26 protein-coding genes and 1 pseudogene are annotated in these 23,996 nt (G+C 68.6%); 12 read left to right on the top strand and 15 right to left on the bottom strand.

Annotated features, from left to right (window positions below; translation table 11 throughout):
• Position 1 precedes the first annotated feature (1 nt).
• Positions 2-475: an NUDIX domain-containing protein gene (locus tag ACZ5NW_RS17750; RefSeq protein ID WP_468744754.1), complete on the top strand. Its 474-nt coding sequence runs from the start codon at positions 2-4 to the stop codon at positions 473-475.
• Here ACZ5NW_RS17750 and ACZ5NW_RS17745 read toward each other — a convergent pair.
• The 6 genes and pseudogenes from ACZ5NW_RS17745 to ACZ5NW_RS17720 form a co-directional block, all read right to left on the bottom strand.
• The gene (locus ACZ5NW_RS17745) at positions 463-1,029 is read right to left on the bottom strand and encodes an HD domain-containing protein (RefSeq protein WP_468744753.1); all 567 of its coding nucleotides are present in this window, start codon (positions 1,027-1,029) and stop codon (positions 463-465) included. The two genes, ACZ5NW_RS17750 and ACZ5NW_RS17745, sit on opposite strands and share 13 nt — an antisense overlap.
• Positions 1,026-1,850 carry a MurR/RpiR family transcriptional regulator gene (locus tag ACZ5NW_RS17740; RefSeq protein WP_468744752.1) on the bottom strand — a complete coding sequence of 275 codons (825 nt, stop codon included), beginning with the start codon at positions 1,848-1,850 and terminating at the stop codon, positions 1,026-1,028. Before ACZ5NW_RS17740 ends, ACZ5NW_RS17745 begins: the two co-directional genes overlap by 4 nt.
• 206 nt (positions 1,851-2,056) lie before the next feature.
• Positions 2,057-2,166, bottom strand: a pseudogene (locus ACZ5NW_RS17735) (ADP-ribose pyrophosphatase); the annotation flags it as partial.
• A 479-nt stretch (positions 2,167-2,645) separates the two neighbouring features.
• On the bottom strand, positions 2,646-3,770 hold the full coding sequence (locus ACZ5NW_RS17730; protein WP_468744751.1) for a hypothetical protein: 1,125 nt from the start codon (positions 3,768-3,770) through the stop codon (positions 2,646-2,648).
• A 145-nt stretch (positions 3,771-3,915) separates the two neighbouring features.
• The gene (locus ACZ5NW_RS17725) at positions 3,916-4,974 is read right to left on the bottom strand and encodes an HNH endonuclease (protein ID WP_468744750.1); all 1,059 of its coding nucleotides are present in this window, start codon (positions 4,972-4,974) and stop codon (positions 3,916-3,918) included.
• 306 nt (positions 4,975-5,280) lie between these two features.
• Positions 5,281-5,664 carry a DUF6083 domain-containing protein gene (locus tag ACZ5NW_RS17720; protein ID WP_468744749.1) on the bottom strand — a complete coding sequence of 128 codons (384 nt, stop codon included), beginning with the start codon at positions 5,662-5,664 and terminating at the stop codon, positions 5,281-5,283.
• A gap of 258 nt (positions 5,665-5,922) precedes the next feature.
• Between ACZ5NW_RS17720 and ACZ5NW_RS17715 the strand changes: the two genes are divergently transcribed.
• Both ACZ5NW_RS17715 and ACZ5NW_RS17710 read left to right on the top strand, forming a co-directional pair.
• Positions 5,923-6,099, top strand: a complete 177-nt coding sequence (locus tag ACZ5NW_RS17715; protein ID WP_468744748.1) for a hypothetical protein — start codon at positions 5,923-5,925, stop codon at positions 6,097-6,099.
• A gap of 71 nt (positions 6,100-6,170) precedes the next feature.
• Complete coding sequence (locus ACZ5NW_RS17710; protein ID WP_468745094.1) at positions 6,171-6,359, top strand: hypothetical protein; 189 nt, start codon at positions 6,171-6,173, stop codon at positions 6,357-6,359.
• Here ACZ5NW_RS17710 and ACZ5NW_RS17705 read toward each other — a convergent pair.
• The 6 genes from ACZ5NW_RS17705 to ACZ5NW_RS17680 form a co-directional block, all read right to left on the bottom strand.
• On the bottom strand, positions 6,319-7,665 hold the full coding sequence (locus tag ACZ5NW_RS17705; protein WP_468744747.1) for an aminotransferase family protein: 1,347 nt from the start codon (positions 7,663-7,665) through the stop codon (positions 6,319-6,321). The genes ACZ5NW_RS17710 and ACZ5NW_RS17705 overlap by 41 nt on opposite strands.
• Positions 7,666-7,688: 23 nt before the next feature.
• Positions 7,689-8,549 carry a beta-ketoacyl-[acyl-carrier-protein] synthase family protein gene (locus tag ACZ5NW_RS17700; protein WP_468744746.1) on the bottom strand — a complete coding sequence of 287 codons (861 nt, stop codon included), beginning with the start codon at positions 8,547-8,549 and terminating at the stop codon, positions 7,689-7,691.
• A 149-nt stretch (positions 8,550-8,698) separates the two neighbouring features.
• Complete coding sequence (locus tag ACZ5NW_RS17695; RefSeq protein ID WP_468744745.1) at positions 8,699-10,291, bottom strand: amino acid adenylation domain-containing protein; 1,593 nt, start codon at positions 10,289-10,291, stop codon at positions 8,699-8,701.
• Positions 10,284-11,051: a thioesterase II family protein gene (locus tag ACZ5NW_RS17690; protein WP_468744744.1), complete on the bottom strand. Its 768-nt coding sequence runs from the start codon at positions 11,049-11,051 to the stop codon at positions 10,284-10,286. The genes ACZ5NW_RS17695 and ACZ5NW_RS17690 overlap by 8 nt, the downstream gene beginning before the upstream one ends.
• 10 nt (positions 11,052-11,061) lie before the next feature.
• The gene (locus tag ACZ5NW_RS17685) at positions 11,062-11,316 is read right to left on the bottom strand and encodes a phosphopantetheine-binding protein (protein ID WP_468744743.1); all 255 of its coding nucleotides are present in this window, start codon (positions 11,314-11,316) and stop codon (positions 11,062-11,064) included.
• Between the two features lie 49 nt (positions 11,317-11,365).
• Positions 11,366-12,310: a chlorinating enzyme gene (locus ACZ5NW_RS17680; protein WP_468744742.1), complete on the bottom strand. Its 945-nt coding sequence runs from the start codon at positions 12,308-12,310 to the stop codon at positions 11,366-11,368.
• Between the two features lie 349 nt (positions 12,311-12,659).
• On the opposite strand from ACZ5NW_RS17680, the gene cpt reads away from it, so the two are divergent.
• Positions 12,660-13,193 carry a chloramphenicol phosphotransferase CPT gene (gene cpt, locus ACZ5NW_RS17675; RefSeq protein WP_468744741.1) on the top strand — a complete coding sequence of 178 codons (534 nt, stop codon included), beginning with the start codon at positions 12,660-12,662 and terminating at the stop codon, positions 13,191-13,193.
• 67 nt (positions 13,194-13,260) lie between these two features.
• Here cpt and ku read toward each other — a convergent pair whose 3' ends face one another.
• Entirely contained in the window at positions 13,261-14,316 is a 1,056-nt protein-coding gene (ku, locus tag ACZ5NW_RS17670) for a non-homologous end joining protein Ku (protein ID WP_468744740.1), read from the bottom strand.
• 60 nt (positions 14,317-14,376) lie between these two features.
• Between ku and ligD the strand changes: the two genes are divergently transcribed.
• Positions 14,377-15,258: a non-homologous end-joining DNA ligase gene (gene ligD / locus ACZ5NW_RS17665; protein ID WP_468744739.1), complete on the top strand. Its 882-nt coding sequence runs from the start codon at positions 14,377-14,379 to the stop codon at positions 15,256-15,258.
• A gap of 85 nt (positions 15,259-15,343) precedes the next feature.
• Here ligD and ACZ5NW_RS17660 read toward each other — a convergent pair whose 3' ends face one another.
• Positions 15,344-16,147: a nuclease-related domain-containing protein gene (locus ACZ5NW_RS17660; RefSeq protein ID WP_468744738.1), complete on the bottom strand. Its 804-nt coding sequence runs from the start codon at positions 16,145-16,147 to the stop codon at positions 15,344-15,346.
• 105 nt (positions 16,148-16,252) lie between these two features.
• On the opposite strand from ACZ5NW_RS17660, the gene ACZ5NW_RS17655 reads away from it, so the two are divergent.
• The 7 genes from ACZ5NW_RS17655 to ACZ5NW_RS17625 all read left to right on the top strand — a co-directional run bounded on the left by ACZ5NW_RS17655 (position 16,253) and on the right by ACZ5NW_RS17625 (position 22,977).
• Positions 16,253-16,759, top strand: coding sequence for a protein-tyrosine phosphatase family protein (locus ACZ5NW_RS17655; protein WP_468744737.1), 507 nt, complete (start codon positions 16,253-16,255; stop codon positions 16,757-16,759).
• Between the two features lie 133 nt (positions 16,760-16,892).
• A complete protein-coding gene (locus ACZ5NW_RS17650; protein WP_468744736.1) occupies positions 16,893-17,693 on the top strand; it encodes a hypothetical protein in 801 nt (266 codons plus the stop codon).
• Positions 17,690-18,982, top strand: a complete 1,293-nt coding sequence (locus ACZ5NW_RS17645) for an ATP-binding protein (RefSeq protein ID WP_468744735.1) — start codon at positions 17,690-17,692, stop codon at positions 18,980-18,982. Before ACZ5NW_RS17650 ends, ACZ5NW_RS17645 begins: the two co-directional genes overlap by 4 nt.
• Before the next feature lie 42 nt (positions 18,983-19,024).
• Positions 19,025-19,513: an SH3 domain-containing protein gene (locus ACZ5NW_RS17640; RefSeq protein WP_468744734.1), complete on the top strand. Its 489-nt coding sequence runs from the start codon at positions 19,025-19,027 to the stop codon at positions 19,511-19,513.
• 65 nt (positions 19,514-19,578) lie between these two features.
• Positions 19,579-20,946 (top strand): FtsW/RodA/SpoVE family cell cycle protein, encoded by a 1,368-nt coding sequence (locus ACZ5NW_RS17635; RefSeq protein WP_468744733.1) that lies wholly within the window; start codon positions 19,579-19,581, stop codon positions 20,944-20,946.
• Between the two features lie 22 nt (positions 20,947-20,968).
• Positions 20,969-22,426, top strand: a complete 1,458-nt coding sequence (locus ACZ5NW_RS17630; RefSeq protein WP_468744732.1) for a penicillin-binding transpeptidase domain-containing protein — start codon at positions 20,969-20,971, stop codon at positions 22,424-22,426.
• Between the two features lie 44 nt (positions 22,427-22,470).
• A complete protein-coding gene (locus tag ACZ5NW_RS17625; protein ID WP_468744731.1) occupies positions 22,471-22,977 on the top strand; it encodes a DUF3291 domain-containing protein in 507 nt (168 codons plus the stop codon).
• A 45-nt stretch (positions 22,978-23,022) separates the two neighbouring features.
• Here ACZ5NW_RS17625 and ACZ5NW_RS17620 read toward each other — a convergent pair whose 3' ends face one another.
• Positions 23,023-23,970, bottom strand: coding sequence for an ADP-ribosylglycohydrolase family protein (locus tag ACZ5NW_RS17620; RefSeq protein ID WP_468744730.1), 948 nt, complete (start codon positions 23,968-23,970; stop codon positions 23,023-23,025).
• Positions 23,971-23,996 lie beyond the last annotated feature (26 nt).

Here is a 23,996-nt window from a genome sequence, read left to right as displayed (position 1 = left end):
CATGGGACGCATCGACTACCTGCACGACCCCGACGCCCCGCCGGCCAACTCGGTGGTGCCGTCCGTCGTCGCGTTCGTACAGAACGAGGCGGGACAGGTGCTGATGATCCAGCGCTCCGACAATGGGCGCTGGGCACTGCCCGGCGGCGGCCACGACGTCGGCGAATCCATCAGTGACACCGTGGTGCGCGAAGTCTGGGAAGAGACCGGGATCAAGGCGGAAGTCGTCGACGTGTCCGGGCTCTACACGGACCCCGGACATGTGATGCAGTACGACGACGGCGAGGTGCGCCAGCAGTTCAGCATCTGTTTCCGTGCACGGCCGGTCGGCGGTGAGCTCCGTACGAGCAACGAGACGACTCAGGTCCGCTGGGTCGACCCAGCGGACCTGAGGACGTTGGATGTGCACCCCACAATGCGGCTCCGGATCGAGCACGCCATGGACCGGACGCGGCCGGCGCCCTACATCGGCTGACGCTTGGCGGCGGCGACGCGTTCGAGGACGCGAGACGTGCACGCCAGAATCTCGGGTTCGGCCCGGCGGATGAACTGCCCGATCAGGCTGTCCGGCCCGTACCGTCCGGTGATCTCGTTGATCCGGTCGATCGGGTTCGTGGGCGTGCCGTCCGGCGTGGTGTTCATGTCGCAGTAGCAGAGCGCATCGTTCAGGTGCGCGCTCTCGCGGGGGAACTCGCCTTCCAACTCCTCACGCAAGCCGCGTGCTTCCGCTTCCATCCAAGCGCAGGAGTGGTGAGCGACCAGGTTGACGACCCGTTCGTCGGCGCCGGCTACGTCCCTGAGGTAGCGCGCGCCGTCCAGCGGGTGAAAGCCCGTCTTGGCTAGGTCCGGCGCGTAGCCGATGTCATGCAGGAGCGCCGCAGCCTCCACTAGGTCTGCATCCTGGTCAAGAATGAGCCCGATCGTGCGCGCCCTCTCGGCGACCCCCAGGCAGTGCTTCCAACGTCGCGGCAGGGGCTCCGCCAGCAACGTTTCGGCGAGCGGATAGGCCCACTGTGTAAGTCCAGTCAAGGTCGGGAGTGCCCTTCTTGGGTCGGCAACGCTCGTACAAACCGGAACTTCCCTTGGCCTCCCTCGGACAACACTCCGGCTGCTGTGAGTTTGTCCAGAGCCTTGGCCACAGTCGGACGCGAGACGCCGAATCTTGCACTCAGAGAGGAGGCGCTGGGGAAGATTGAACCCACCTCAAGACCATCGGCGGCGATGACATCACTGATTCGTTCATGCAGCGGCCTGCGGTCGACCTGGTCACCCGGTCGAATAACGCGCCATCGGCCGCCCGGTACCGGCTCCGCCACACCGTCGACTTGCAGAACCCTGAAGGCGCGCAGGACCACGCCGCGGGAGATGCCATGATCACGCATGAGTTCTGCGACCGTCGGCAGCTCCTTCATATGCGGGTTGGAGAGGACCTGGGTTACCAATGCATCCGCGATCCTGAGGAAGGTCCCGCGGGGACTGGGGTGCAGTTCGTCGCTGCGGGCCGCGGCGGCTTCACTCGGTCCCTTGGGGATGGCCCCCCCTGCACCCGCGTCAAGTCTGTCCCGGAAGTCGGTGTAGCCACTGCAACCGACCAGCTGCGCGAAGCGCATCAATGAGGATGGGCTGACGCCGATGCGCTTGGCGAGACCTGTGAGGGACAGGCGGCGGCACTCGGCAGCGTTTTCGAGCAGGTACTGAGCTATGTGCTGCTGTGACGACGTGAGGCGAGGATCATCGATGTACGCACCGAGCCAGGCTGCAAGGGAGTCTTCCGTCCCCGCTGCGGTGGTGTCCTGGCTCTTCGCCGCATCTGCCAGGGAGACCCGGTGGGGGCTGGACTGCTGCGACACTTACTCATCCTCTCTGCTCGCCCGAGGTCAGCCTTAAGGGTCGCATGCTTGGCGACCGCTGCGGAGGGGTGAGGGGCCTGGACACATAGTCCTTGGCAGACATGGTTGCGGCCTCGATGGCCCGACGTGCCAGCGCCGTTGTGTCGACATGCTCAGCGTGAGGCCGTGGCTCCCTTCTTGCCGCGGCTCGCCGGGACACGGAAGCCGACGTGCTCCAGGGGCCTCGGGCGCCAACCCGATTCTTCGACGACTTCCCGGAGGGCTGTCTCTGCCCGCTCCTCTATCCCTCGTCGAAGACGTCGCTGGGAAGCTCCCAGCGGCCATAGTCGCACTTTCTCTGTTTTGCACCCTGCCTATGGTGGCTAGCTCGTCACAGGGCCGTACTGCCAACCATGTTTCTCGGCCTTGTCGCGCAAGGTACTGGCTCGCCTCTGCTGGGCACCCTTGCTCTGCACTGCCTTGAAATCGATGTAGGCGTGAGCCGGGGGCCGTACGGATCCATCGTCCACCTGGGAATCGTCGACGGCTCTTAGAGAGACCTCGTGCACTTCTGCGACATCCACGTAATAGACGCCAACCGAGGAGTGCCCCATTACCTCAGTGTGATGGCGGTATGACTCTTCGGGGGTGACCAGTGAAGATCTTGTTACGGATACTTCTCCAGTGTCTTTGGGAGTCGGCCTGAAGAGCTGACTGCTGACCCGCCCGTCGTGAACCCAGCTGGGATTCACTTGACGCCAAAGTTTTTCTTCCTGGTTCGTTATTTTGGACTCACCAGGCCGAAGGCTAGAGTCATCAGTCGGCATATTGAGTGATCCCCCCGGTCGCAAAATCCGTGATCTCTTCTAGCTGTCGCCAGTGGAATTGCTTAGCGGCCTCTTGGTCGTCATCTTTCGAAAAAGCATAAGCCTCCACCTTGTCGTCAGGCAGGACGATCACTGTGACCTCCCCCCGAGTGAAGGGCCATTCAAGCTGCACCCCTCCCTCTTCGGTGGGGTAGATATAGGGGCGTTCAACCTGGGCATCGAGGAATTCAAGCAAGAGGGACTCGACTTCGCGTAGTACTTTGCGACTCACCTCCTTCCCCACGCCATCAAGCCAGCCCTTCTCCAGCGCCTGCAATGTCACCAAACGCTCGGACCATTCGGCCGGCAGGACCGGTTCGATGGAGAGGACGTCTTGGATCTCGATGGTCTCGCCGTCAATTGACTGGATGGCGACAACGTTTATAGCGACTGTGGGCGCCATTGTTGAGCGATCTAGATATTGCCTGAGATCTGCAACGATGTCATCCGAAGAGAAACGGCCTGGAACCGACCTTCCGCCGGTTAGGCGAAAGGTGAAAGTTCCCTTTTCTGCATCAACGCCCACCACTTGACCCGAGGTGAGCGTCTCAATCTCAAACCTCTCTAGGCGGGCCTGCTCATGAATCAAGCGACGGACCGGCTGCGAGTAAATCGCAGCGGATGGTTTCCCGCTATCGAATTCGATGAACTCGCCATCTTGCAGACTTCGCCCGAATCGAGAGAATTCACGGAGGGCGTGAGGCGGGAAAGTGCGGGGAATCCCTGAGCCGGACTGAATTGATCGCAACGTGTCCTGGATCAGGATGCGCGCTTCGTCAAAAATGCCCGCATCGGTGTCGTCGAACAGAGCATCAGAATCGGCTGTAGCCCTCTCAAGAACAGGAACGACGCTTCCTGCGCGAATGCCGGAAAGCCGAAGGGAGAAAGAAGACGCAAAGCCTCGCGGTACGCGCTGGCGTGTGGCGTGCCGCTGCTTGTACAGGCCGCGCGCAACGTCGACGACTAGGCGCTCGTACCTCGCGAACTCAGCCAGAACCTCTACGGGTAGGCCGTGTTGCTCGTATCGGCCACCTCGCAGGCGCCAAGATCCAAAAGTGCGACTTTCCGTCCCCATGCCCCCACCCTACTGAGACGGCATCCATGCTCATGATGGCCACTCCATATGGAACAAGTTTCCTCCCAAGTGGTTCTTGATGCAATCGAACAGCAGCCGTAGCTTCACGGAGCGTGCCTGCTGCTCAGCCGAGTGGGGGAGGACCCTACGGGAGATTGATCGTCTCCGCGGCAGCCGAAGCGCTCCGTTGCTCTGCAGTGAGGGGGTTCTGGCCCACCCGGCGGACCTCGATGAGCGCGCGGAGCTCCTTCGGCGTAGGCCAGGGCGCACGACGGTGGATCATTCGATGACAGTTCGCGCAGATGAGCGCAAGGTCGCTGAGTGCGGTTCGGCCCTCGCCGGCCTCATGCAGCGGGACTACGTGGTGGCACTCGATGTAGCCGCCACCCCGCTCGCCGTAGACCTCCTCGAAGTCGAACCCACACGCCTCGCAACTCAGCCGCCCGCCCTGTCGAAGGACCGCAGCGATCTTCTTCTTGCGCAGTGCCTTGTTCCGCTCGCGGCTCCGGTGCCGACGCATCAGCAGCCGCCCTTCGGGCGCGCTGTAGTCGTCCAGTTCTTCTTCCTCGTCTAGAGGCAGGCCCTGGAGATCGCCAGTAGCGATGCCCCGCCGGATGAGCTGAGCCACCTCGCTCATCTCTGCAGGCTTGGCAAGGAAGTCGTTCAGCACCTCGATATCGAGGGCTCCACCGTTGGTGGGCTTGCCTTGGTAGTCCGGGTGCCGCGTGGCGATGTCGAACGTCTTCCGGGCCACTCCGTTAGGGTTCCGGAACTTTTCGTTGCGGTCGGTCTCGGCGTGGATCGGCATTAGTTGCAAGAGGTCGGACAACTCGATCACACGCTGATCGTTCGCATCGAGCCCCTTCCAGCCGTTGGCCATCACGAGATGACAGGCCAGGATGATCTCGTCGCGGGCCCAGTCGGGGTTCTTGACGGTCTTGACCTTGAATCCCGCCCGCCTGAGCCAGGCAGCTGCATGGTCCTTGCCGCCACTGAACTCCGCTGGCAGTAGTGCCCGGCCGTGATCCCACTTGTGTGCCACGCCGGCGATGGCCTTGGAGTCGTACCAGCTTCCCTCGTGTACGAGGACATACGAGAGGGACTCCTTGAAGCCGTACTTGGCGAGGAACTCCGTCCGGCCCAACTGGTCGTACTCAGCGATGGCCCTAAGTACGGCGTCCCGCGTGATCGCACCTATGCCCATGGCTGAAGGTTACGGTCAGGGACTGACAGTGGTGCCTCGATGACGGCGCTCTGTGCGACACACCTCCGACACGTTGAGCATCACATGACGGCTCCGGACCTGCTCCCGCGCAGATCAGAACCATTGTGAGGCGCGAACAGCGCAATCACTCCGGAGCCGTGTGCGCAGGTTCGAATCCTGCCGGGGGCACCTTGGATCAGGTGCCCAAAGACCCCGTCATCAGCGGAGACGCTGAGGGTGGGGTCTTCGCGTATGTGCCGGCGTCTGCGGCCCGGAACGGCCGTACGTCCGAGGGCGAGGTACCAGTCAGCCCGCGTCCGGCCACTCTTCCGGAGGCGAAGGCGGCTTGGGGTCGTCCCGTCGCTCGGCCTGCCGCGCGTTCTCCCCGCGCAGGCTCGTCAACCACGGCCACAGGTCCGGCAGCGGCTGCGCCGGGCAGGCTAGACGGTGCTCGATTCGGCACCGCTGGAACTGATCCGGCGGACACACCCCGTAGACCGTCACGCGTCCATCGGACAGCTCGATCCACCGGTGCTCCGCCGGGACCGTATGAGCCAGCGGATGCATGTCTGGCTCCAGCAGCACCCAGTCCTGTTCGAGCGTCGCCACCCGGTCCTGTAACAGCCCGCAATGCGGGCAGCGGGACTGCCCGCCGCCTAATCGCCTCGGCTTCTCCTGTAAGACCCCCATACCGTGAGGGTCGCCAGCCCGGCAGCCCAGGCGTAGAGCGCGAACCGGACTGAACCCCTGGGACCACCGCCAGCCAGCGGGACGAAAGACGACGCGGCAGGTGCAGCCGGCAACTAACGGCCAACAGCACACGGCCGAGATATGAACTCGATCTCGAGCGGTCTCTCCGGGGCTCCCCCCGCCCCTTCGCACCGCGCACTCGCCCCGACGGCGATCGAAGGAGGACCATAGGAGGCGAGTAGGCAAGGGAGGCCCACCATGAAGACCGGAGCCTCGGATTTCGACCGTTATCTGTACTCTCACACGCCCTCCCAGGCCGAGGGCGAGCGGGATGAATCGGGTGAGAGTGCGGCCATGGAGCAGCACCCCGACGTTCCCAGGACCGAGCCGTCCCAGGCGGAGGGCGAGCGGATGGACAACACCAGGACCGTTTGACCATCGACAGACGATCGATCAGCGGCTCGGGGCAGGCTGTGGGCCGCATGATGCCTCACAAGGATGGGAATGTGAGTAGGAGGCGTTATGTGGCTCGGGGGGTGCCGGGGGGTTATCGGGTGTGGGACAACCGGGGGCGGCGGTGGTGGGGGGATCTTTATGAGGTGTGTCCTGATGATCTGGTCGTCGAGCTGAACGGGGCGGCGGATCCCGCGCGGATCACTGCGTTGATGAAGCGTTATCGGGCGATGAAGAGGTAGGGCGCGTGGTGGAGGGGTTCAGGGATGACAGGGCCTTCGTGAATGTGTGGGCTGCCGTGGCCGCTTCCTGGGGGGTCATGGTCAGGGGTGGCATCAGGACGACCGTGTCGGGGGTGTAGTGGATCAGCAGGCCCTGGCGGCGGCACTCCGTTTCCAGTCGGCGTCGGTCCCGCATCGAGAGGGGGCTGCCCTCGGGGTCCACCAGGTCGATCGCCACGTAGGCGCCCACGGCTCGGACGCCGGCGAACGTGGGGGCGGCGTCGAGGAGTTCGGTGAGGTGCGTGGTGAGGAGGCGGCCGAGTGTTCGGCCGTTGGCTATCAGGTCCTCGGATCTGTACGCGCGGATCGCGGCGAGTGCCGCGGCGCAGGCCACCGGGTGGCCGTCCGTCGTCGACGCGTGCGTGAACACCGTGCTGGTGGTGTCGAAGGCCTGGTAGATGTCCTCCGTCGCCAGGGTCGCGCCCAGTGCCGCGTAGCCGGCTGTTATGCCCTTCGCCAGGCACATGATGTCCGGTGAGACTCCGGAGATGTCGGCCGCGAACATCTCGCCCATCCGGCCGAATCCCGTGAATGCCTCGTCGAAGATGAGGAGGATGTTGTTCTTTGTGCAGTACTCGCGTGCGGCTCTGAGGTAGGGGGTGGGGAGGGGGATTCCGTTTCGGCCCTTCACCGGTTCGAGAATCATCGCCGCTATGCGGTCCGGGCCCAACGCGTCCAATTGGGCCGCGAGTTCGGCGCCTGAGGTCGAGTCGGTCGGCTCCGGGAGGTGGTGGAAGCCGTCCGGCATGGGGCCGTGGAGCCAGTGCATGATCCGTTGTCCGCTCGCCGCCATGGCCGCCATCGGGCTGCCGTGGTAGCTGTCGCGCAGACCCACGACGAGGCGTTTGTCCCGATGGCCTCTGTTCCGGTGGTACGAACGGGCCATCAGAATCGCGCTCTCGACCGCCGCGCCCCCGGTGTGGCAGAACCGCACGCGGCTGAGGCCTGCGGGGGCGATCTCGGTGAGTTCCCGGGCCAGTTCGACGACCACGGGGGCCGGCAGTTCCCAGCGCACCATGCACACGTAGGGCAACTCGCGCGCCTGGCGGCACATCGCGTCCACGACGTCGGTCCTGCCGTAGCCGAGCATCATGTTGCCCACCCCGGCGCGGGCGTCGAGGGCGCGGTGTCCCGAAGCGTCGATCAGCCAGGACCCCTCGCCCCTGACCCAGAACTCCTCGGGTCCGCTCTGGTCGAGGATCGTCGACGTGGGCACGGTCCCGTGCCAGAGAGGGTATTTCTCACGATCCCAGGTACTCGGCGTCATGGCCTCGTCTCCCCCTGTCCGCGCTACTTCGCGGGTGCCTGAACCACGCCGCACGTGAAGGTGTATCCGCCGGTGCCCTGGATGATCAGTCCGTATTCGCCGGGGTTGAGGCTGCTCTCGATATCCACCAGGTTCGCGAGGAAGTCCCCGGCGCCGAGGCAGCCGGTGGTGCACTCCAGATAGCGCGGATTTCCGCCGATCACCTCACCGATGGCGGGCTTGAACATGCCCTCGCGCATCGTCCGGGTGAGGCGTGGCAGCGCGACGACGCTGATGTCCTCGGATTCTATCTGCGCCGTACGCAGGGCCTTGCGGACCAGTTCGTGCATCTTGGGAACGCCGATCTTGACCATACGCGCCGCCGCGCCGGATTCCCTGAACACCTTGTTGGCACGCCCGAGGGAAATCGGAATGCCGTGCCCCAGCGGAACGGGGGTGAACTCGTCGTCACCGCGCATCTGGACTTCCCACTCGGAGTCCGTCACCATCTCCAGCGCGCGAAGGTGGAGAAGGTCGCCGCCCTCTCCGGTCCGGCCGAGCAGGACCGCGGTCGCCGAGTCCGAGTAGGCCGCGTCGTCGTCGCTGGCCCACCGGTCGAACACCGGCGGACAGAACCGGTCCGCCGACGTGATGAGAACCGTGCCCGCGTCGGGCGTCGCGAGCAGCCACTTCGCCGCGAGTTGCAGGGCTACGGCGCCACCGTTGCAGAGCTGCTGGACGTTGATGGGGAGCGCGTCGTCGAGACCGGCCTGATGAGCGATGTAGTGCGCCGGCGACCACATGTCGAAGCCCTGGTGGTAGCTGAAGGAGTGCACCACGGAGTCCACCGTGGACGGGGCGACGCCGCTGGTCTCCAGAGTGGTTCCCGCGGCGAGCACGGCCATCCGGGGTGGCGCTAGATCGGCCGGGGCGACATGCAGTTCCGACACACCGATGCGCTCGAAGTCCGCTGAGCTGAGCTCACCGTCAGCGGGGCCTTCCTTGGCCGGCGGAAGCCAGAGGGTCGCCGCCTTAACACTCAGCCCGGTCGCTGTCACTGTGTCCTTGCCCTTCTCTCGTCTTCGTTCGGGATCCGTTGTGACAGGAGCGCCCTTCGGTCCACCTTGCCCGAGCCCGTCAGGGGGAAGCTGTCGCGCACGTGGATCTCGCCGGGCAGCATGTAGCTGGGGACTTTGGAGACCAGGTGGTCGTGGCACGCCTGGGGCGTGCACTCCTCGCTCGCCGGTACCACGAAGGCCACCACGACCTTCTCTCCGGACTCGTTCTCGCTGGTGGTGACGTAGCTCTGTTTGACGTACGGCACCTCGTTCATGAAGTGCGTGATCTCTCCGAGCTCGATCCGGAAACCATTGACCTTGACCTGGTCGTCCAGCCGTCCCTGGAAGACCACGTTTCCGTCCTCGCGGAAGAAGCCGCGGTCCCCGGTGTGATAGAGCCGTACCTTTTCGCCGTCGATGTCATAGTCGACGTACTTCTGTTTCGTCAGCTCGGGCATTCCCAGATAGCCCGGCGAAAGGCCCGGTCCCGCCAGGCACACTTCTCCGGCCTCGCCGGGGGCGCACAGCGCGCCGTCGCGGAGGATGTAGAGGGATGTGTTCTGGATGGGCAGTCCGATGGGCAGCGCGGAGTCGCCCTGGACGGAGGCGCGGACGGGATAGTAGGTGGCGAAGACCGAGCACTCGGTGGGCCCGTAGACGCTGACGACCTTGTCGTTCCCGTAGTGGTTCCGGGCTTTCTCGATGTGCCTGAGGGAATGTGCCTCGCCGCCGGTGAGGATCGTCCTGACCGTGTCCAGGGTGGCGGGCGCCTCGTCCACGATCACGTTGAAGAGCGCCGTCGTCACGAAGACCGCCGTGACGTCGTTCTGCCGTACGAGCCGCTTCAGTTCCGACAGCCGGATGTAATCCGACGGGTAGAGCACGCATGTCCCGCCGTGCAGCAGTGTTCCCCAGATCTCGAATACGGCGGCGTCGAAGAATATCGACGCCAGTTGCGGGATGACCGCGTTCTCGTCGAGGTCGACGAAGCGGGAATGGAACACCAGGCGGACAACGCCCTCGTGCCGGATCGGCACGCCCTTGGGGGACCCTGTCGATCCCGAGGTGAAGACGATGTAGGCGATGGAGTCCTGCTGGACCCGGAGGGACGGGTTCTTCTCGTCGGCGTCCAGTGCGGCCAGGTCGACGGGTACGACCCGCAGGTGCTGGAAGCGGGCCGTCATCTCCTCGGCCGCGTCGGTCAGCAGGGCCGTGCAGTCCGCCTTGCCGAAGATCCCGCGCAGGCGTTCGTCCGGCCATGTGCGGTCGAACGGGAGGTAGGTGGCGCCGCACTTGATGATCGCCAGCATGGCGACGATCATCTCCGGCGAGCGCTTGACGCTCAGTCCCACCACGTGGCCGGGGTGCACGCCGGCCGCGCGGAGCCGCGCGCTCAGGCTGTTCGCCAGCCCGTTGAGCTCGCGGTACGTGAGCTTGCGCTCTCGGTGGACGACGGCGACGGCGTCGGGACGACGGTCGGCGGCGCGCTCGAAGAGCTCTTTCAGGCTCTCCGCCGGATAGGGAGCCTCCGTCCTGTTGATTTTCCGATGAACAGACAGAGCCTCTTCTGAAAGGGCGATCTTATCCATTCGGATTCCCCAGATTCCCCAGACGTGTGTTGACGATTCTCGTTACGTGCTCTGGGTGGCTGTCCACGAAGAAATGTCCGCCGGAAACCTCGACCAGCTCGCAGTGGCGGCTGGTGAACCGCTGCCAGCCGCGCATGCTCGCCCAGCTGTCGACCGCGTCGTCCGGGCTGTACAGGGCGGTGATGGGAACGTCCACGCCGGTCGCGTGGCGGTCGTCCCATATTTCCGCGAGCCGGATCTCGCTGCGCACCGTCGGCAGGAGCAGGCGCAGCAGCCTCTCCTCCTCGAAGAGCTCCGCCGGGGTGCCGCCCATCTTCGCCACCGCGTCCCGGAAATCACGTTCCGTCATCTGATGCATATAGGGGCGCGCTTGCGGCACGTCGGGGCTCCGGCAGCCGGAGACGAACAGCCGGCGCGTCGTCCCCGGGTACTCGGCCGCGGCCCGGTGGGACAGCTCGTACGCCAGCCGCCCCCCGAAGCTGTGGCCGTAGAAGGCGTGGCGGCGGTTCAAGTACGGCGACAACGCCTCGAAGACATCGTCGATCAGGGGCTGCCACCGGTCGTAGCGCGCTTCCTTGAGACGGCGTCCCCGGCCGGGCAGGATCACGCACACCAGCTCGATGTCGTCCGCGATCCCGCCGCACCAGCCACGGAACGTCTCGGGGCTCCCGCCCGCGTAGGGAAAGCAGAACAACGTGGTGGCGGGCTCTGTCGCCGCCGCCTTGAGGGTCATCACCCACTTGTCGTTCGTCGCCGCCACGCCGGCCCTGCTAGTCCGACACCGTGTCAGCGGCCTTGGCGTTCCGCTGGATGCTGGCCACGATGTCCGTCATCCGGCTCTCGCTGAACAGCTCGTCGGCGGGAAGCGAGTCGTCGCCGAACTCTCGTTCCGCCCGCTCGATCAGCTTCACCGCGGTGAGCGAGGTGCCTCCGGCCTCGAAGAAGTCGTCCTCGGCGCCCGCCACCCGCAGGCCGAGCTGCTTGCACTCGTCGATGACCCAGGCCAGCAGGGTTTCCGGTGCCATGCGATTGTCCGTGCCGCTCATTTATCGGCTCTCCTCGTGCTTGGGATCGCTAGTGCTTGGGGAATCGGAATCCGTTGACGGTGGTCTCGACGAAGCGGTTGTGGCCGTAGCGGTCCTCGCCGGACACCATCACACAGCCGAACTTTTCGAGGCTGGCCCGTGCGCCGAATTCCTGGAGTTCGTCGGAGTACGGGTAGACCCGGACCTGGGTCGGCAGGTAACGCGAGGCGAAGCCGAGGCGCATCCGATCGGTTTCGGTGTTCGGGTGGGATGCGTGCATGAGCGTCGACCAGAAGAGAATGAACTGGCCCTGGCGCATGACCTGGGAGACGGCCTTGGACTCGTCGGGAGTCCAGTCCGGGTCCTTCTGCAGCTGCCGGTAGTCGTAGCCGAAGAGGCCGCGCTTGACGCCGTCCTTCTCCATCTGGTTGATGATGTCCGGGTTGTATTCCATGATCTTTGATTCGTCGTAGTTCATCGACGTGTGCGTGCCCGGGATGAACTGGAGGCAGCCGTTCTTGACCGTCGCCTCCGTGAAGGCGGTCCAGGCCGTGATGGTGCCTCCGAACTCCGCGTCCTCCGGCCACACGATGTGCGGGTGCTTCGAGCCGTCGACGCTGGAGAAGTTGTCCGCCTGGTGCCAGTCCGTGCCCTCGTCACCGGGGTACTTCGGGAAGAGTTCGGTACGCCAGCAGAGGGTGTCGGGGCCGAGGATGCTCGACACCCGGTCCACGATCTCCGGCCGGGTGATGTGCTCGGCGAGGAAGTCGACGTCGATATGACGGTCGTAACCGGCCGCCAGATTCGTGTTCCCGGATTCCGTCCGGCCCTCGCTGTAAATGGCCGTCTTGGTCCTGAGCAGCTTCGGCCTGATCTCCTTGAGATAGCCTTCCATCTCATCTTCGGTGTAGAGATCGAATGGACCGATGTAGCCGTCGCGAGCGAATTGCTCCAGCTCTTCGGGGCTCAGCGCGAACGTTTTCGTACGGGCCATGATTTCTCCTCGATCCTTCACTCGCTCGTAGCCGCCACTCAAAGCCGTATGAGGATCTGTGTCCGGCCGCCGGCGGCCCGGTGGCCAAGGCACCGGAAAATAAGGCGAAGAAGCGAGAAAAGACGCTACCCGGGCATACCCTTGTGCAGAACCCCTATCCTGGGGACCGGACCCCTATCCTGCGGCCGGCACCCCTATCGGGTCGTACGACCAGTTGCACGGCTCACGCACATCTTTCATCGAGGCCGCACAAACAGACATACGGGGTTCCATGGCCGTGCCATCCACACGATGAGGCGGCCCCCGAAATGCGGTGGCCCCCGACCCCGTCGCGGCCTACCGTGGCCCGATGGCGACTCAGGTGATCATCCTCAACGGCGGTTCGAGTTCGGGGAAGTCCGGGATCGTGCGGTGTCTCCAGGACGTGCTGCCGGATCCGTGGCTGGCGTTCGGGGTCGACGCGTTCGTCGACGCCCTGCCCGCGAGGATGCGGGGCTCGAACGAGGGGATCGTGTTCGCGCCGGACGGCGGAGTCGGCGTCGGCGCGGACTTCCGGGCGTTGGAGGCGGCCTGGCTGCAGGGCGTCGCGGCGACGGTCAGGGCCGGGGCACGAGTGATCGTCGACGATGTGTTCCTCGGCGGGCCGGAGTCCCAGGGGCGGTGGCGGGAGGCGCTGGACGGTCTGGGCGTGCTGTGGGTCGGCGTCCGGTGCGAGAGCGCGGTCGCGGCGGGCCGGGAGATCGCGCGGGGCGACCGGGTCCGGGGGATGGCGGCGCCGCAGGCGGACCTGGTGCACAAGGGGGTGCACTACGACGTGGAGGTGGACACGACCCGCGCCGAGTCCCTGGCCTGCGCCCACGCGATCGCCGCCCGGGTCGACTGACTGCCGCAGCCGAACCGGCCTGCCCGAATGACCACGCCAGCGATCACGCCAGTGATCACGCGAGCGATCACGCCGTGCGTTTGCGGGACGCGGTCTTCTTCGCCGCCGTCTTCTTCGCCGTCCCGCTCGTCTTCTTCGCCGCCGCCTTCGAGGTGCTCTTCGTCGCCGTCGTCTTCTTCGCCGCCGCCTTCGTCGTCTTCGCCGTCGACTTCCTCGCGGCGGCGGACGGTGCCTTCTTCGCGGCCGACGTGGACTTCTTGCCGCCGGTCCCCTTCGGCGCCGCGCCGGCCGTCTTGCGGCCGGAGAGGCGTCTGACCTCGGCCTCCTGCTCGGCGCCGGGTTCCTCGCCCCGGGACTCCTTCGCCGCCCGGACGCTCTTCTCCAGGGCCGCCATCAGGTCCAGCACCTTGCCTTCGGACGGCGGGCCCGGGGCCTCCGGCGGGGTCTCGCCGGCCGCCTTCGCCGCGACGACCTCCTCCACCGCCTCCCGGTACTCGTCGTGCAGGTCCTCCAGTTCCACCTCGCCGAGGGTGTCCATCAGGGCGTCCGCGAGGTCGAGTTCCTTGTCGCGGACGGTGACGGAGGTGTCCGGGGCGACGCCCTCCGGCGCGCGGACCTCGTCCGGCCACAGCAGACCGTGCATGGCGATCGCGTCGCCGACCACGCGCAGCATGCCCAGCCGCTCGCGCCCACGCAGCGCGTACTTGGCGATCGCCACCTTGTTGCTGCGCTTCAGGGCCTCCCTCAGGAGGGTGTACGGCTTGGCCGCGGGCGCGCCGCCCGCCTGGAGGTAGTACGCGGCGTCCATCTGGAGCGGGTCGATGCGGTCGGCCGGCACGAAGGCCACGATCTCGATCGTCTTCGCCGTGGGGATCGGCAGGTGGGACAGGTCCTCGTCGGTGATCGGCACGATCGTGCCGTCCGCGTCCTCGTAGCCCTTGCCGATCTCCGACCCGGTGACCTCGCGGTCCTCCAGCTCGCAGAACTTGCGGTAGCGGATGCGGCCGCCGTCCTCGGTGTGGATCTGGCGGAAGGAGATCGAGTGGCTCTCCGTGGCGTTCACCAGCTTGATCGGGATGCTGACGAGGCCGAAGGAGATGGCGCCGTTCCATATGGATCGCACAGTCAGCAGCCTCCGGGAGACATGGGGCGATATGTACTGGTTTCGTGTGATTCTCATCGTATGACGCCGATCACAGAGGTGGAGGGGCGACGGCTCGCGCTGAGCAATCTGGAGAAAGTGCTGTACCCGGCGACCGGCTTCACCAAGGGCGAGGTGCTGCACTACTACGCGACGATCGCCGACGTCCTGCTGCCGCATCTACGGGACCGGGCCGTCTCCTTCCTGCGCTACCCGGACGGCCCCGACGGGCAGGTGTTCTTCACCAAGAACGTGCCGCCGGGCACCCCCGAGTGGGTCGCGACGGCGGAGGTGCCGCGCTCGGAGGGGCCGGCGCGGATGGTGCTGGTGCAGGACCTGGCGAGCCTGATGTGGGCGGCGAACCTCGTCACCGAGTTCCACACCCACCAGTGGACGGTCCAGGACCCCCGAACGGCCGACCGGCTGGTCCTCGACCTCGATCCCGGCCCGCCCGCCACGGTCGTGCAGTGCTGCGAGGTCGCGCTCTGGCTGCGCGAGCGGCTCGCGGCGGACGGCATCGAGGCGTACGCGAAGACCTCGGGGGCGAAGGGGCTGCATCTACTGGCGGCGGTGCGCGGGGCCTCGTCCGAACGGGTGAGTGACTACGCCAAGCAGCTCGCCGTGGAGGCCGAGCGGGCGATGCCGCGGCTGGCCCTGCACCGGATGACGCGCAGCCTGCGGCCGGGCAAGGTCTTCGTCGACTGGAGCCAGAACGCGGCCCGCAAGACCACGGCCACGCCCTACACCCTGCGGGCCCGCCCGGAGCCCAGCGTCTCGGCGCCGGTCACCTGGACCGAGGTCGAGGAGTGCGGGTCGCCCGAGCGGCTGGCCTTTCGGGCGGACGACGTACCGCCCCGGCTTCAGGACTACGGCGATGTGCTGGCGCCGCTGTTCGACGCCGACCGCGCCGGGACGCTGCCGTGACACCGGCGACGCCGACCGCGCCCGGACGCCGGCCTGACACCGGCGACGCCATCAGGACGGCGACCCCCGAACCCCGCCCCCCGCGTCAGCAGTGCGCCCACGCCCCCCGATCCCGGGCCATAGCGTGCAGTGCCTCCACGTCCGCCGGTTTCAGGACCCCGCCCAGCCGTCCCAGTTCCGCCAGGTCCGTGTCCCGCAGGACGCGTACCTCGCGCGGCGGAACCGTCACGCGCAGATCGGCCGGTCCGACGAGGGCGAGGACCGGGCGGACCTCGGCGGTCAGGGCGTAGGAGGCGCGGTCGGCGGCCGCGCGGGCCCGGCGCAGCAGCGGCCGGGGCTCGTGCCGCCCGAGGCCGACCATCGGGTCGGCGACCAGCACCCGCTGCTTGCGGGCGTACAGCGCGAGGACCGCGAAGAGTCCGCCGGGGCCGATCGTCAGGTGGTGGATCCGGTCGCCGCCGGGCAGCGGGATCGAGTGCAGGGTGTGCCAGCCAGCCCCGTCCAGCCGGTCCAGGGCGTCGCCGACGGCCTGCTCGGCGCCGAGGGCCTTGCGGCGCGGGTCGGCGCGCAGCCGGTGCGCGGGGGCCGGATCGCGGTCGAGGTCGACGAGGAGGGCCTCGCCGGGCCGGTTGGGGGCCAGGTCGTCGTCCGGATGGAGGGAGAGCCTGGCCAGCTCGGCGGGGGTCGGCACCGGGGGCGGGCCGACGGTGACCGGGCCGGCCAGGAAGGGTCCGAGGGCCTCCAGGACGTCCTCCCGGCGATCGTCGCCGATCAGGTTGACCCGGCCGGCCTCACGGTCGTACCAGGCGATGTTGCTGCCGTCCGGGAGGCAGACGTAGAGCCGCTCCTGGCCGTGCCGCCAGGTCGGTATGACGCGCAGTGCGCTCATGCACCATCACCCCAACGACCATGGGAACAGGTGGGTGCTCCAGGGGCAAGAAGGCGGCTACCTTTGGAGGGAGTTGGGCAGGCCCGAGGCCTTGTGGAGGCGCTGTTGCGGACCCGCAGGAATGCACCCGATGTACCGGCCCCCGACAGTGCGTGGAGCGAGGTCGTGCCTGGTCTGTGGATGGGCGGGCATGAGTTTCGCGGGCGCACGGGGCGAGTCGAGTTCGCCGTCGTAGGACACGAGTTCGATCTGGTGCAGACGCTGCTGCGGCTGCCCGGGCACGGACCGGATCCAGGGGTCGAGCACCAGGTGTGGCCGATCCCGGACGGCCCCCTGGACGGCACCCAGCTCGCGGGCGTGATGCGGCTGGCGCAGGCGGCGGGCGACGCGCTGGACCAGGGGCGCAGCGTGCTGGTCCGCTGCTACCACGGATACAACCGCTCCGGCCTGGTCATCGCCCACACCTTGGTACGCCGGGGGCACACGGCCGAGGAGGCCATTCGGCTGATACGGTCTCGGCGCTCGCCCTGGGCGCTGCACAACGAGCTGTTCGTGGAGTACCTCAGGGCCGGGCTGTCGACGGCCAGACTGCTGGAGGAGCTGGCCGAGTAATCGTTTCGGCACTCTCGTCCGGCGGTGGCGGCACGCCTCGCGACCCTGGACGCCCGGTGGCTCCCCCACACCCACCACCAGTACGCAAAAAGGACTTCCCTACGAATATGGTGTACGGGGCAGTCGACCCGTCATGTACCACAGGAGCCCCGTGTCCCTCAGCCGTCCCGTCCGCCTCACCCTCGCCGTCGCCCTGCTGGCCCCGGCGGCCGTGGCCTGCGGCGACAACGGCGGGCTGCGCGGCGCGGGCGCGACCCCGACGGCGACCAGCCCGGCCCGGCTCTGGCCCGAGCTGACCCCGGCCTCCAGCCCCGCCTACAGCATCGACGAGGCGGACACCGAACCGGTCAAGGGCGTCACCGTCCCGGGTGACGACATCCGCAAGGTCGACCCGGCCGCCATCGTCCGGGCCGAGATCGCCGCACACCCCGAGGACTACGACGGTGCCAAGGCGCCGTACCGCGAGACCGCCCGCCTGATGGACCACTGCACCACCGGCGACGACCGGTGCCCCGTGCTGCGGCCCTACTACCGCGACCTCACCGGCGACGGCCGGCCCGATCTGACCCTCGGCTTCCGGCTGCTGCCCGGCGACGCCCCGGACCTGACCGCCGTACGCGTCTACACCGTCGACAAGCACCGGCTCCTGCGGGTGATGAACTGGGAGGACGCCGTCAGCGCGGTCGAGCTGGCCGGCCGGTCGGTGATCATCCGCTCGCCGTCCGACCTCGCGGACTACGAGTACCGGCTCCAGTGGACCTGGGACCCCGACGAGAAGGCGATGCTCCTCACGCACGACGAGATGCTGCGCACCCGCGGCGAGCACCACCCCTCACCGTCGCCGTCCGGGAAGCCGACCTCGTCCGGAAAGCCGTCCCCGTCCGGGAAGCCGTTCCCGAGCGCCTCCCCCAGCCCCTCGGCGAGCCGCGGATGAGGCGCGCGCTCCCCCAGTGGGCCGGCACGCTCGCCGTGAAGTCGGCCGTCTTCATCACGGTGATGTGCTGCGCGCTCGCCGCCCTGCTCGGCGTCCTGGTGCACGTCCAGGTCACCGACCAGACCGTCGGCGAGGCCCGCGACCTCGCCCTGTCCCGGCTGGAGGACGCGACGGAGGCGTACGAGGCCGGCGACACGCTGCTGCCCGGCGCCGGCGTCGACCCCCGGGAACTGCCGCCGCGGCTGCGGGAACTCGCGCGGCGCGGCAAGCGCGGCACCATGGTCGCCGAGCACCACGGGCGGCCGACGATGTGGGCGGCCGGCCCGGCGGACGGCGGGCGGGTCCTGGCCGTGGCCGTCGACTACGGGCAGCAGGCCAGCACCATCCAGGGGTTGGACAGCGCCATCCTGTGGTCCTCGGGGCTGGCGATCGGGGCGACGCTGCTGGTGGGCGCGTTCGCGGTGACGCGGGTGACCGCGCGGCTGCACACCACCGCGCGGGTGGCCCGGCGGATCAGCGCCGGCGATCTCGACGCGCGCGTCGACGATCCGCGCACGAAGGATCCGACGCGGCCGCAGGACGAGGTGGCCGCGGTGGCCGCGGCGCTGGACTCCATGGCGTCGTCGTTGCAGAGCAAGCTGCAGGCCGAGCAGCGGTTCACCGCGGATGTGGCGCATGAGCTGCGGACGCCGTTGACGGGGTTGCACGCGGCGGCGGAGCTGCTGCCTCCCGGCCGGCCGACGGAACTGGTGCGGGACCGGGTCGCGGCGCTGCGGACGCTCACCGAGGATCTGCTGGAGATCTCGCGGCTGGACACCGGGCGGGAACGGCTGGAACTGGACACCGAGGAGGTGGGGGCGCTCGCGCGGCGGGTCGTGCGGGCGTCCGCGACGCAGACCGAGGTGAGGGTCGTACGGGACGCGTGGGTGGAGACGGACCGGCGGCGGCTGGAGCGGGTGCTGGGGAACCTCGTCTCCAATGCGCATCGGCACGGGAAGGGGCCGGTGGTGCTGACCGTCGACGGTCCGCGAGTGAGCGTCCGGGATCATGGGGACGGGTTTCCGGAGTACCTGATCGCTCATGGACCGCAGCGGTTCCGGACCGAGGGCGGGGCTCGGGGGCATGGGCTCGGGCTGACCATCGCGGTGGGGCAGGCGGAGGTCCTCGGGGCGCGGCTCACGTTCGCCAACGCGGCGGACGGGGGGGCCATCGCCGTGTTGAGCCTGCCGACGAGTGAGCCTTTCACACTTGGCCCAACTGGAAGGGCACCCGGCACTCATCACTCCTAACGTGGCGATTAGTCAGATTCGCCCCGTTCATGGAGGTATGCCATGGCCCTGCGCTCCCGTCTCGTCCCCCTCGTCATAGCCGCCGCCCTCGCCTCCGCAGCAACCGTCACTCCCGCCGCCGCCGACGGCGACTGGGGTAGTGGCGGCGGTGACGGGCAGGGCGGCTGGCAGCAGAACAGCTCACAGAGCAGTTCGCAGAACAGCTCACAGGGCCGCCCGCAGAACAGTTCGCAGAACAGTTCGCAAGGCCGCCCGCAGACCAGTTCGCAGGGCCGTCCGCAGAGCAACAACTCGCGGTTCTACCAGGGCGTCGTGACCGCCAACAGCGGGCTGCTGCTGCGCAGTGCGCCGAACCGGTCCAGTCAGGTCATCCGGGTCGCCGCCCGGGGTGAGCACGTGTCCATCTTCTGCCGGACGGGCGGTGAGAGCGTCCTCGGCAACCGGCTGTGGTACCTCCTCGCGGACGGCACCTGGGCCTGGGGCTCGGCGCGCTACATCGCCGTCATCGGGGCGACTCCGCGCTGGTGCTGAGACCCGGTCAGCCCCGAAAAACCATCCAAGGCTCACAAGGAGCCCTATTTGGGTAAGTTCCGGACATGATGCAAGCCGGAGCCGGAACCACCGTGGCGGTGGAGGCACCCGCCCCCGCGGTACGCCTCCCCCGGCGCCGTGGCGTCGAACTCGCCCTCATCGTCGTGGCCGTCCTGCTGTCGGTGTACGGCTACTGCGCCGTGGGCCTCGCCCGGCACGGCACGGTCCCGCCCGGCGCCGCGGGCTACGGCGCCGGGCTCGGCGTGCTCGCGCTGCTGGCGCACTGCGCGGTGCGGCTGCGGGCGCCGTACGCCGACCCGCTGCTGCTGCCGATCGGCGTGCTGCTCAACGGCATCGGGCTGGTCCTGATCTACCGGCTGGACCTGGAGACGCCCGGCGACCGGGCCGCGACCACGCAACTGGTGTGGTCGACGCTGGGCGTGGCCCTGTTCGCCTTCGTGGTGGCGGCCCTGCGCGACCACCGGGTGCTCCAGCGGTACGCGTACGTGTGCGTGGCCGCCGCCCTCGCCCTGCTGACGCTCCCGGTCCTCTTCCCGGCCGTCAACGGCGCCCGTATCTGGATCCGGATCGCCGGATTCTCCATCCAGCCGGGCGAGTTCGCGAAGGTGCTGCTGGCGGTGTTCTTCGCCGCGTATCTGGCGGCCAACCGCACGGCCCTGGCGTACGCGGGCCGCCGGATCTGGTTCATGCAGCTGCCCACCGGGCGGGTGCTCGGCCCGGTGATGGCGATCTGGCTGCTGAGCGTGGGGGTGCTCGTGCTGGAGCGGGACCTCGGCACCTCGCTGCTGTTCTTCGGACTGTTCGTCGTCATGCTGTACGTCGCCACCGGCCGCATCGGCTGGATCGCCGTCGGTCTGCTGCTCGCGGCGCTCGGCGCGGTGGCCGTCGGCTGGCTGGAACCGCATGTGCACAGCCGCGTCGAGGACTGGCGTCACCCGTTCGCGTCGATCGAGGCCGGCCGGGGTCCCAACCAGCTCGCCCAGTCGCTGTTCTCCTTCTCCGCGGGCGGCATGCTCGGCACCGGGCTGGGCCGGGGCCACTCGGTGCTGATCGGCTTCGCGGCGAAGTCGGACTTCATCCTGGCGACGGCGGGCGAGGAGCTGGGCCTGGCCGGTCTGTCGGCGCTGTTCATCCTCTACGCCCTGCTCGTGGAGCGCGGCTACCGGGCCGGCCTCGACCTGCGCGACCCCTTCGGCCGGCTGCTGGCGGTGGGGCTCGCGTCGATCGTGGCGCTCCAGGTGTTCGTCATCGCGGGCGGGGTGACCGGGCTGATCCCGCTGACGGGCATGGCGATGCCGTTCCTGGCGCAGGGCGGTTCGTCGGTGGTCACCAACTGGGCGATCGTGGCGCTGCTGATCCGGGTGAGCCACAGCGCGCGGCGGCAGTACGACGGGAAGGAGCCGACGACGTGACGGTCAGGCAGGGGGTGCCGGAGTGACCCGGCACATCCGGCACGCGGCCTTCTTCTGCGCCCTGCTGCTCGTGGCACTGCTGGTGAACGCGGCGCGGGTGCAGGTGGTGCAGTCCGGTCGCTACGACGACAACCCGGCCAACCGCCGTGCCTCGATCGCCCGTTACGGTCAGCCGCGCGGCGACATCCTGGTCGGGGGCGCCCCGGTGACCGGCTCCCGGGACACCGGGGAGCAGCTGCGCTACGAACGCACGTACGCCGACGGCCCGTTGTACGCGCCGGTGACCGGCTTCGCCTCGCAGGTGTACGGGACGACGTTCCTGGAGCACGCCGAGGACGGGGTGCTGTCCGGGGCGGATCCGCTGTTGTCGCCGTTCCCGCTGCTGGACGACGTGACGCGGGCCCGCCCGCCCGGCGGTGACGTGGTGACGACGCTGAACCGGCGGGCGCAGCGGGCGGCGTACGAGGGGCTGGGCGGCCGTATGGGCGCGGTGGCGGCGGTGGAGCCGGCGACGGGGCGGGTGCTGGCGCTGGTGTCGTCGCCGTCGTACGACCCGGCGGCGCTGTCCGGCAACGACGCGGGGACCGAGCGGGCGTGGGCGCGGCTGAACGCGGATCCGGCGAAGCCGATGCTCAACCGGGCGGTGCGGCAGACGTATCCGCCGGGGTCGACCTTCAAGGTGGTGACCGCGGCGTCGGCGCTGGACGCGGGTGTGGTCACCGATCTGGACGCGGCGACGGACTCCCCGGACCCCTACCGGCTGCCCGGGACGACGACGCGCCTGACGAACGAGGGCGAGGGCTGCGCGGACGCGCCCCTGCGGTCGGCGTTCGAGTGGTCGTGCAACACGGTGTTCGCCAAGCTGGGCGTGGACGTCGGGGTGGAGCGGATGGCGGCGACGGCCGAGGCGTTCGGCTTCAACGACACGAAGGTGCGCATCCCGTTCTCGGTCGCGCCGAGCACCTTCGACACGACCCTGGACAAGGCACAGCTGGCGCTGTCGTCGATCGGGCAGTACAACACGCGGGCGACGCCGTTGCAGATGGCGATGGTCGCGGCGGCGGTGGCGAACGGCGGGCAGCTGCGCACGCCGTATCTGGTGGAGCGCACGACGCGGCAGGGCGGGGCGACGGTGGCGACGGCGGGGTCGCGGCCGGCCCGGCAGGTGATGCGGCCGTCGACGGCGCTGCGGCTGCGGGAGTTGATGGAGGACGTGGTCCGGGAGGGCACGGGCACGATGGCGGCCATCCCCGGCGCGACGGTCGGCGGCAAGACGGGCACGGCCCAGCACGGGGTCGGCAACTCCGGTGTCCCGTACGCCTGGTTCGTGTCGTGGGCGCGGGGCGAGCGGGAACTGGAGCCGAGCGTGGCGGTGGCGGTGGTGGTGGAGGACGCCTCGGCCGACCGGAACGGGATCACCGGCGGCGGGGTGGCGGGGCCGATCGCGCGGGCGGTGATGGAGGCGGTGCTCACTTCCTGAGACGGGGGGTGTTCGCCCGGGGCGCCCCGACCTACCGTTCGGCCATGACGGATGCCGCCACGTACGAACTCGCCCAAGTGAACATCGCCCGCCTCAAGTTTCCTCTGGACTCGCCGGAGTTGAAGGACTTCGTGGACAACCTCGACCCCGTGAACGCCGATGCCGACGCGGCGGACGGATTCGTCTGGCGGCTCCAGTCCGAGGAGGGAGACGCCACGGACATCCCGGTCTTCGGCGACGAGTGGCTGATCATCAACATGTCGGTGTGGCGCGACAGCGACGCCCTGACGGCGTACATGTACCAGGGCCGCCACCGCGGGATGCTCGCCCGGCGGCGCGAGTGGTTCCAGAAGGTCGCCGAGGCGATGGCGACCCTGTGGTGGGTTCCGGCGGGCCACCGCCCGACGGTCGCCGAGGCGGAGTCCCGCCTTCTGCACCTGCGCACGAACGGCCCGACCCCGTACGCCTTCACCCTCCGCACGTCCTTCCCGCCCCGGAGCGCACAGCCGATCACGCTGGAGCTGCCGGACGACCTGGGCTGCTCGGTCTAGGGCCTCTCTTTCGGATCCTGCCGGGGTCGCGGGGTCCGGCAGACCCTAGGCGACCTGGGTCCCGCCGCTCCCGGGCAGTGCCTCCCGTCGTTCCAGCCAGGTGTGCGGCACGTCGGTCACGCCCGTGCGGGCGGCCACGATGCCGCCGGTGATGGCGCAGGTGGTGTCGACGTCGCCGAACCCCTCGGCGGTGCTCCACAGGGCGGCGACCAGGTCCTCCGGGTGCCGGGCGGCGGACCAGACGGCGAACGGCACGGTGCCGTCGGCGCGGATCCGCTGCCCGTTGCCGAGCAGGTCGGACGCCTTCCACGGCTCGGTGGAGAAGGGCACGTCGGCGGCGCGGCGGAGCCCTTCGCGTACGGCGCTGTCCGGGGTCAGCTCCGCCACGCCGGCGATGCTCAGCCGTCCGAGCGCGGAGAGCGCGGCCGCGACGGCCACGGCGACCGCGCCGGCGACGCCCTCGGGATGGGCGTGGGTGACCTCGGCGGACAGGGCGGCCTGTTCGACGACGCGCGGCAGGCCGTCGCGGTGGAACCAGGCGCCCAGGGGGGCCACGCGCATCGCGGCGCCGTTGCCGAGGCTGCCCTCGCCGCCGAACAGGTCGCGGGAGAACTCCGGCCAGCGATCGGGCTCCTGGAGCAGACGGGGCAGCAGATCGTGCATGCCGTGCCCGTAGCCGCGCCCCGGATCGGCGTCGTGACCGAGCGCGAAGGCCAGGGCCAGTTCCCGCCGGCGTATCTCGCCGTACTGGTCGAGGACGCGCAGGATCCCCAGCGCCATGGCCGTGTCGTCGGTCCAGTGCCAGTCGCGCTCCGGGGGCACGCGGCGGGCGCGGACCTCCTGGTAGGCCTGGCGCGGCTCGCGGAAGAGCGGGAACCAGCGCTCGCCGAAGGCGTCGCCGAGGGCGAGCCCTTCGAGGCTGCGGCGCGCGGCGCGTCCGTTCGCGTCTCCGCCTGTCTCCTCGCTGCCTGTCTTCTCGCTGCCTGTCTTCACGAAGTCTCCCTACCCCTGAGTCGACA

The sequence above is a fragment of the Streptomyces sp. NPDC032126 genome, from assembly GCF_055580085.1.
Note: the sequence above shows the minus strand (reverse complement) of the source record. Positions and strands in the feature narration are given on the sequence as shown.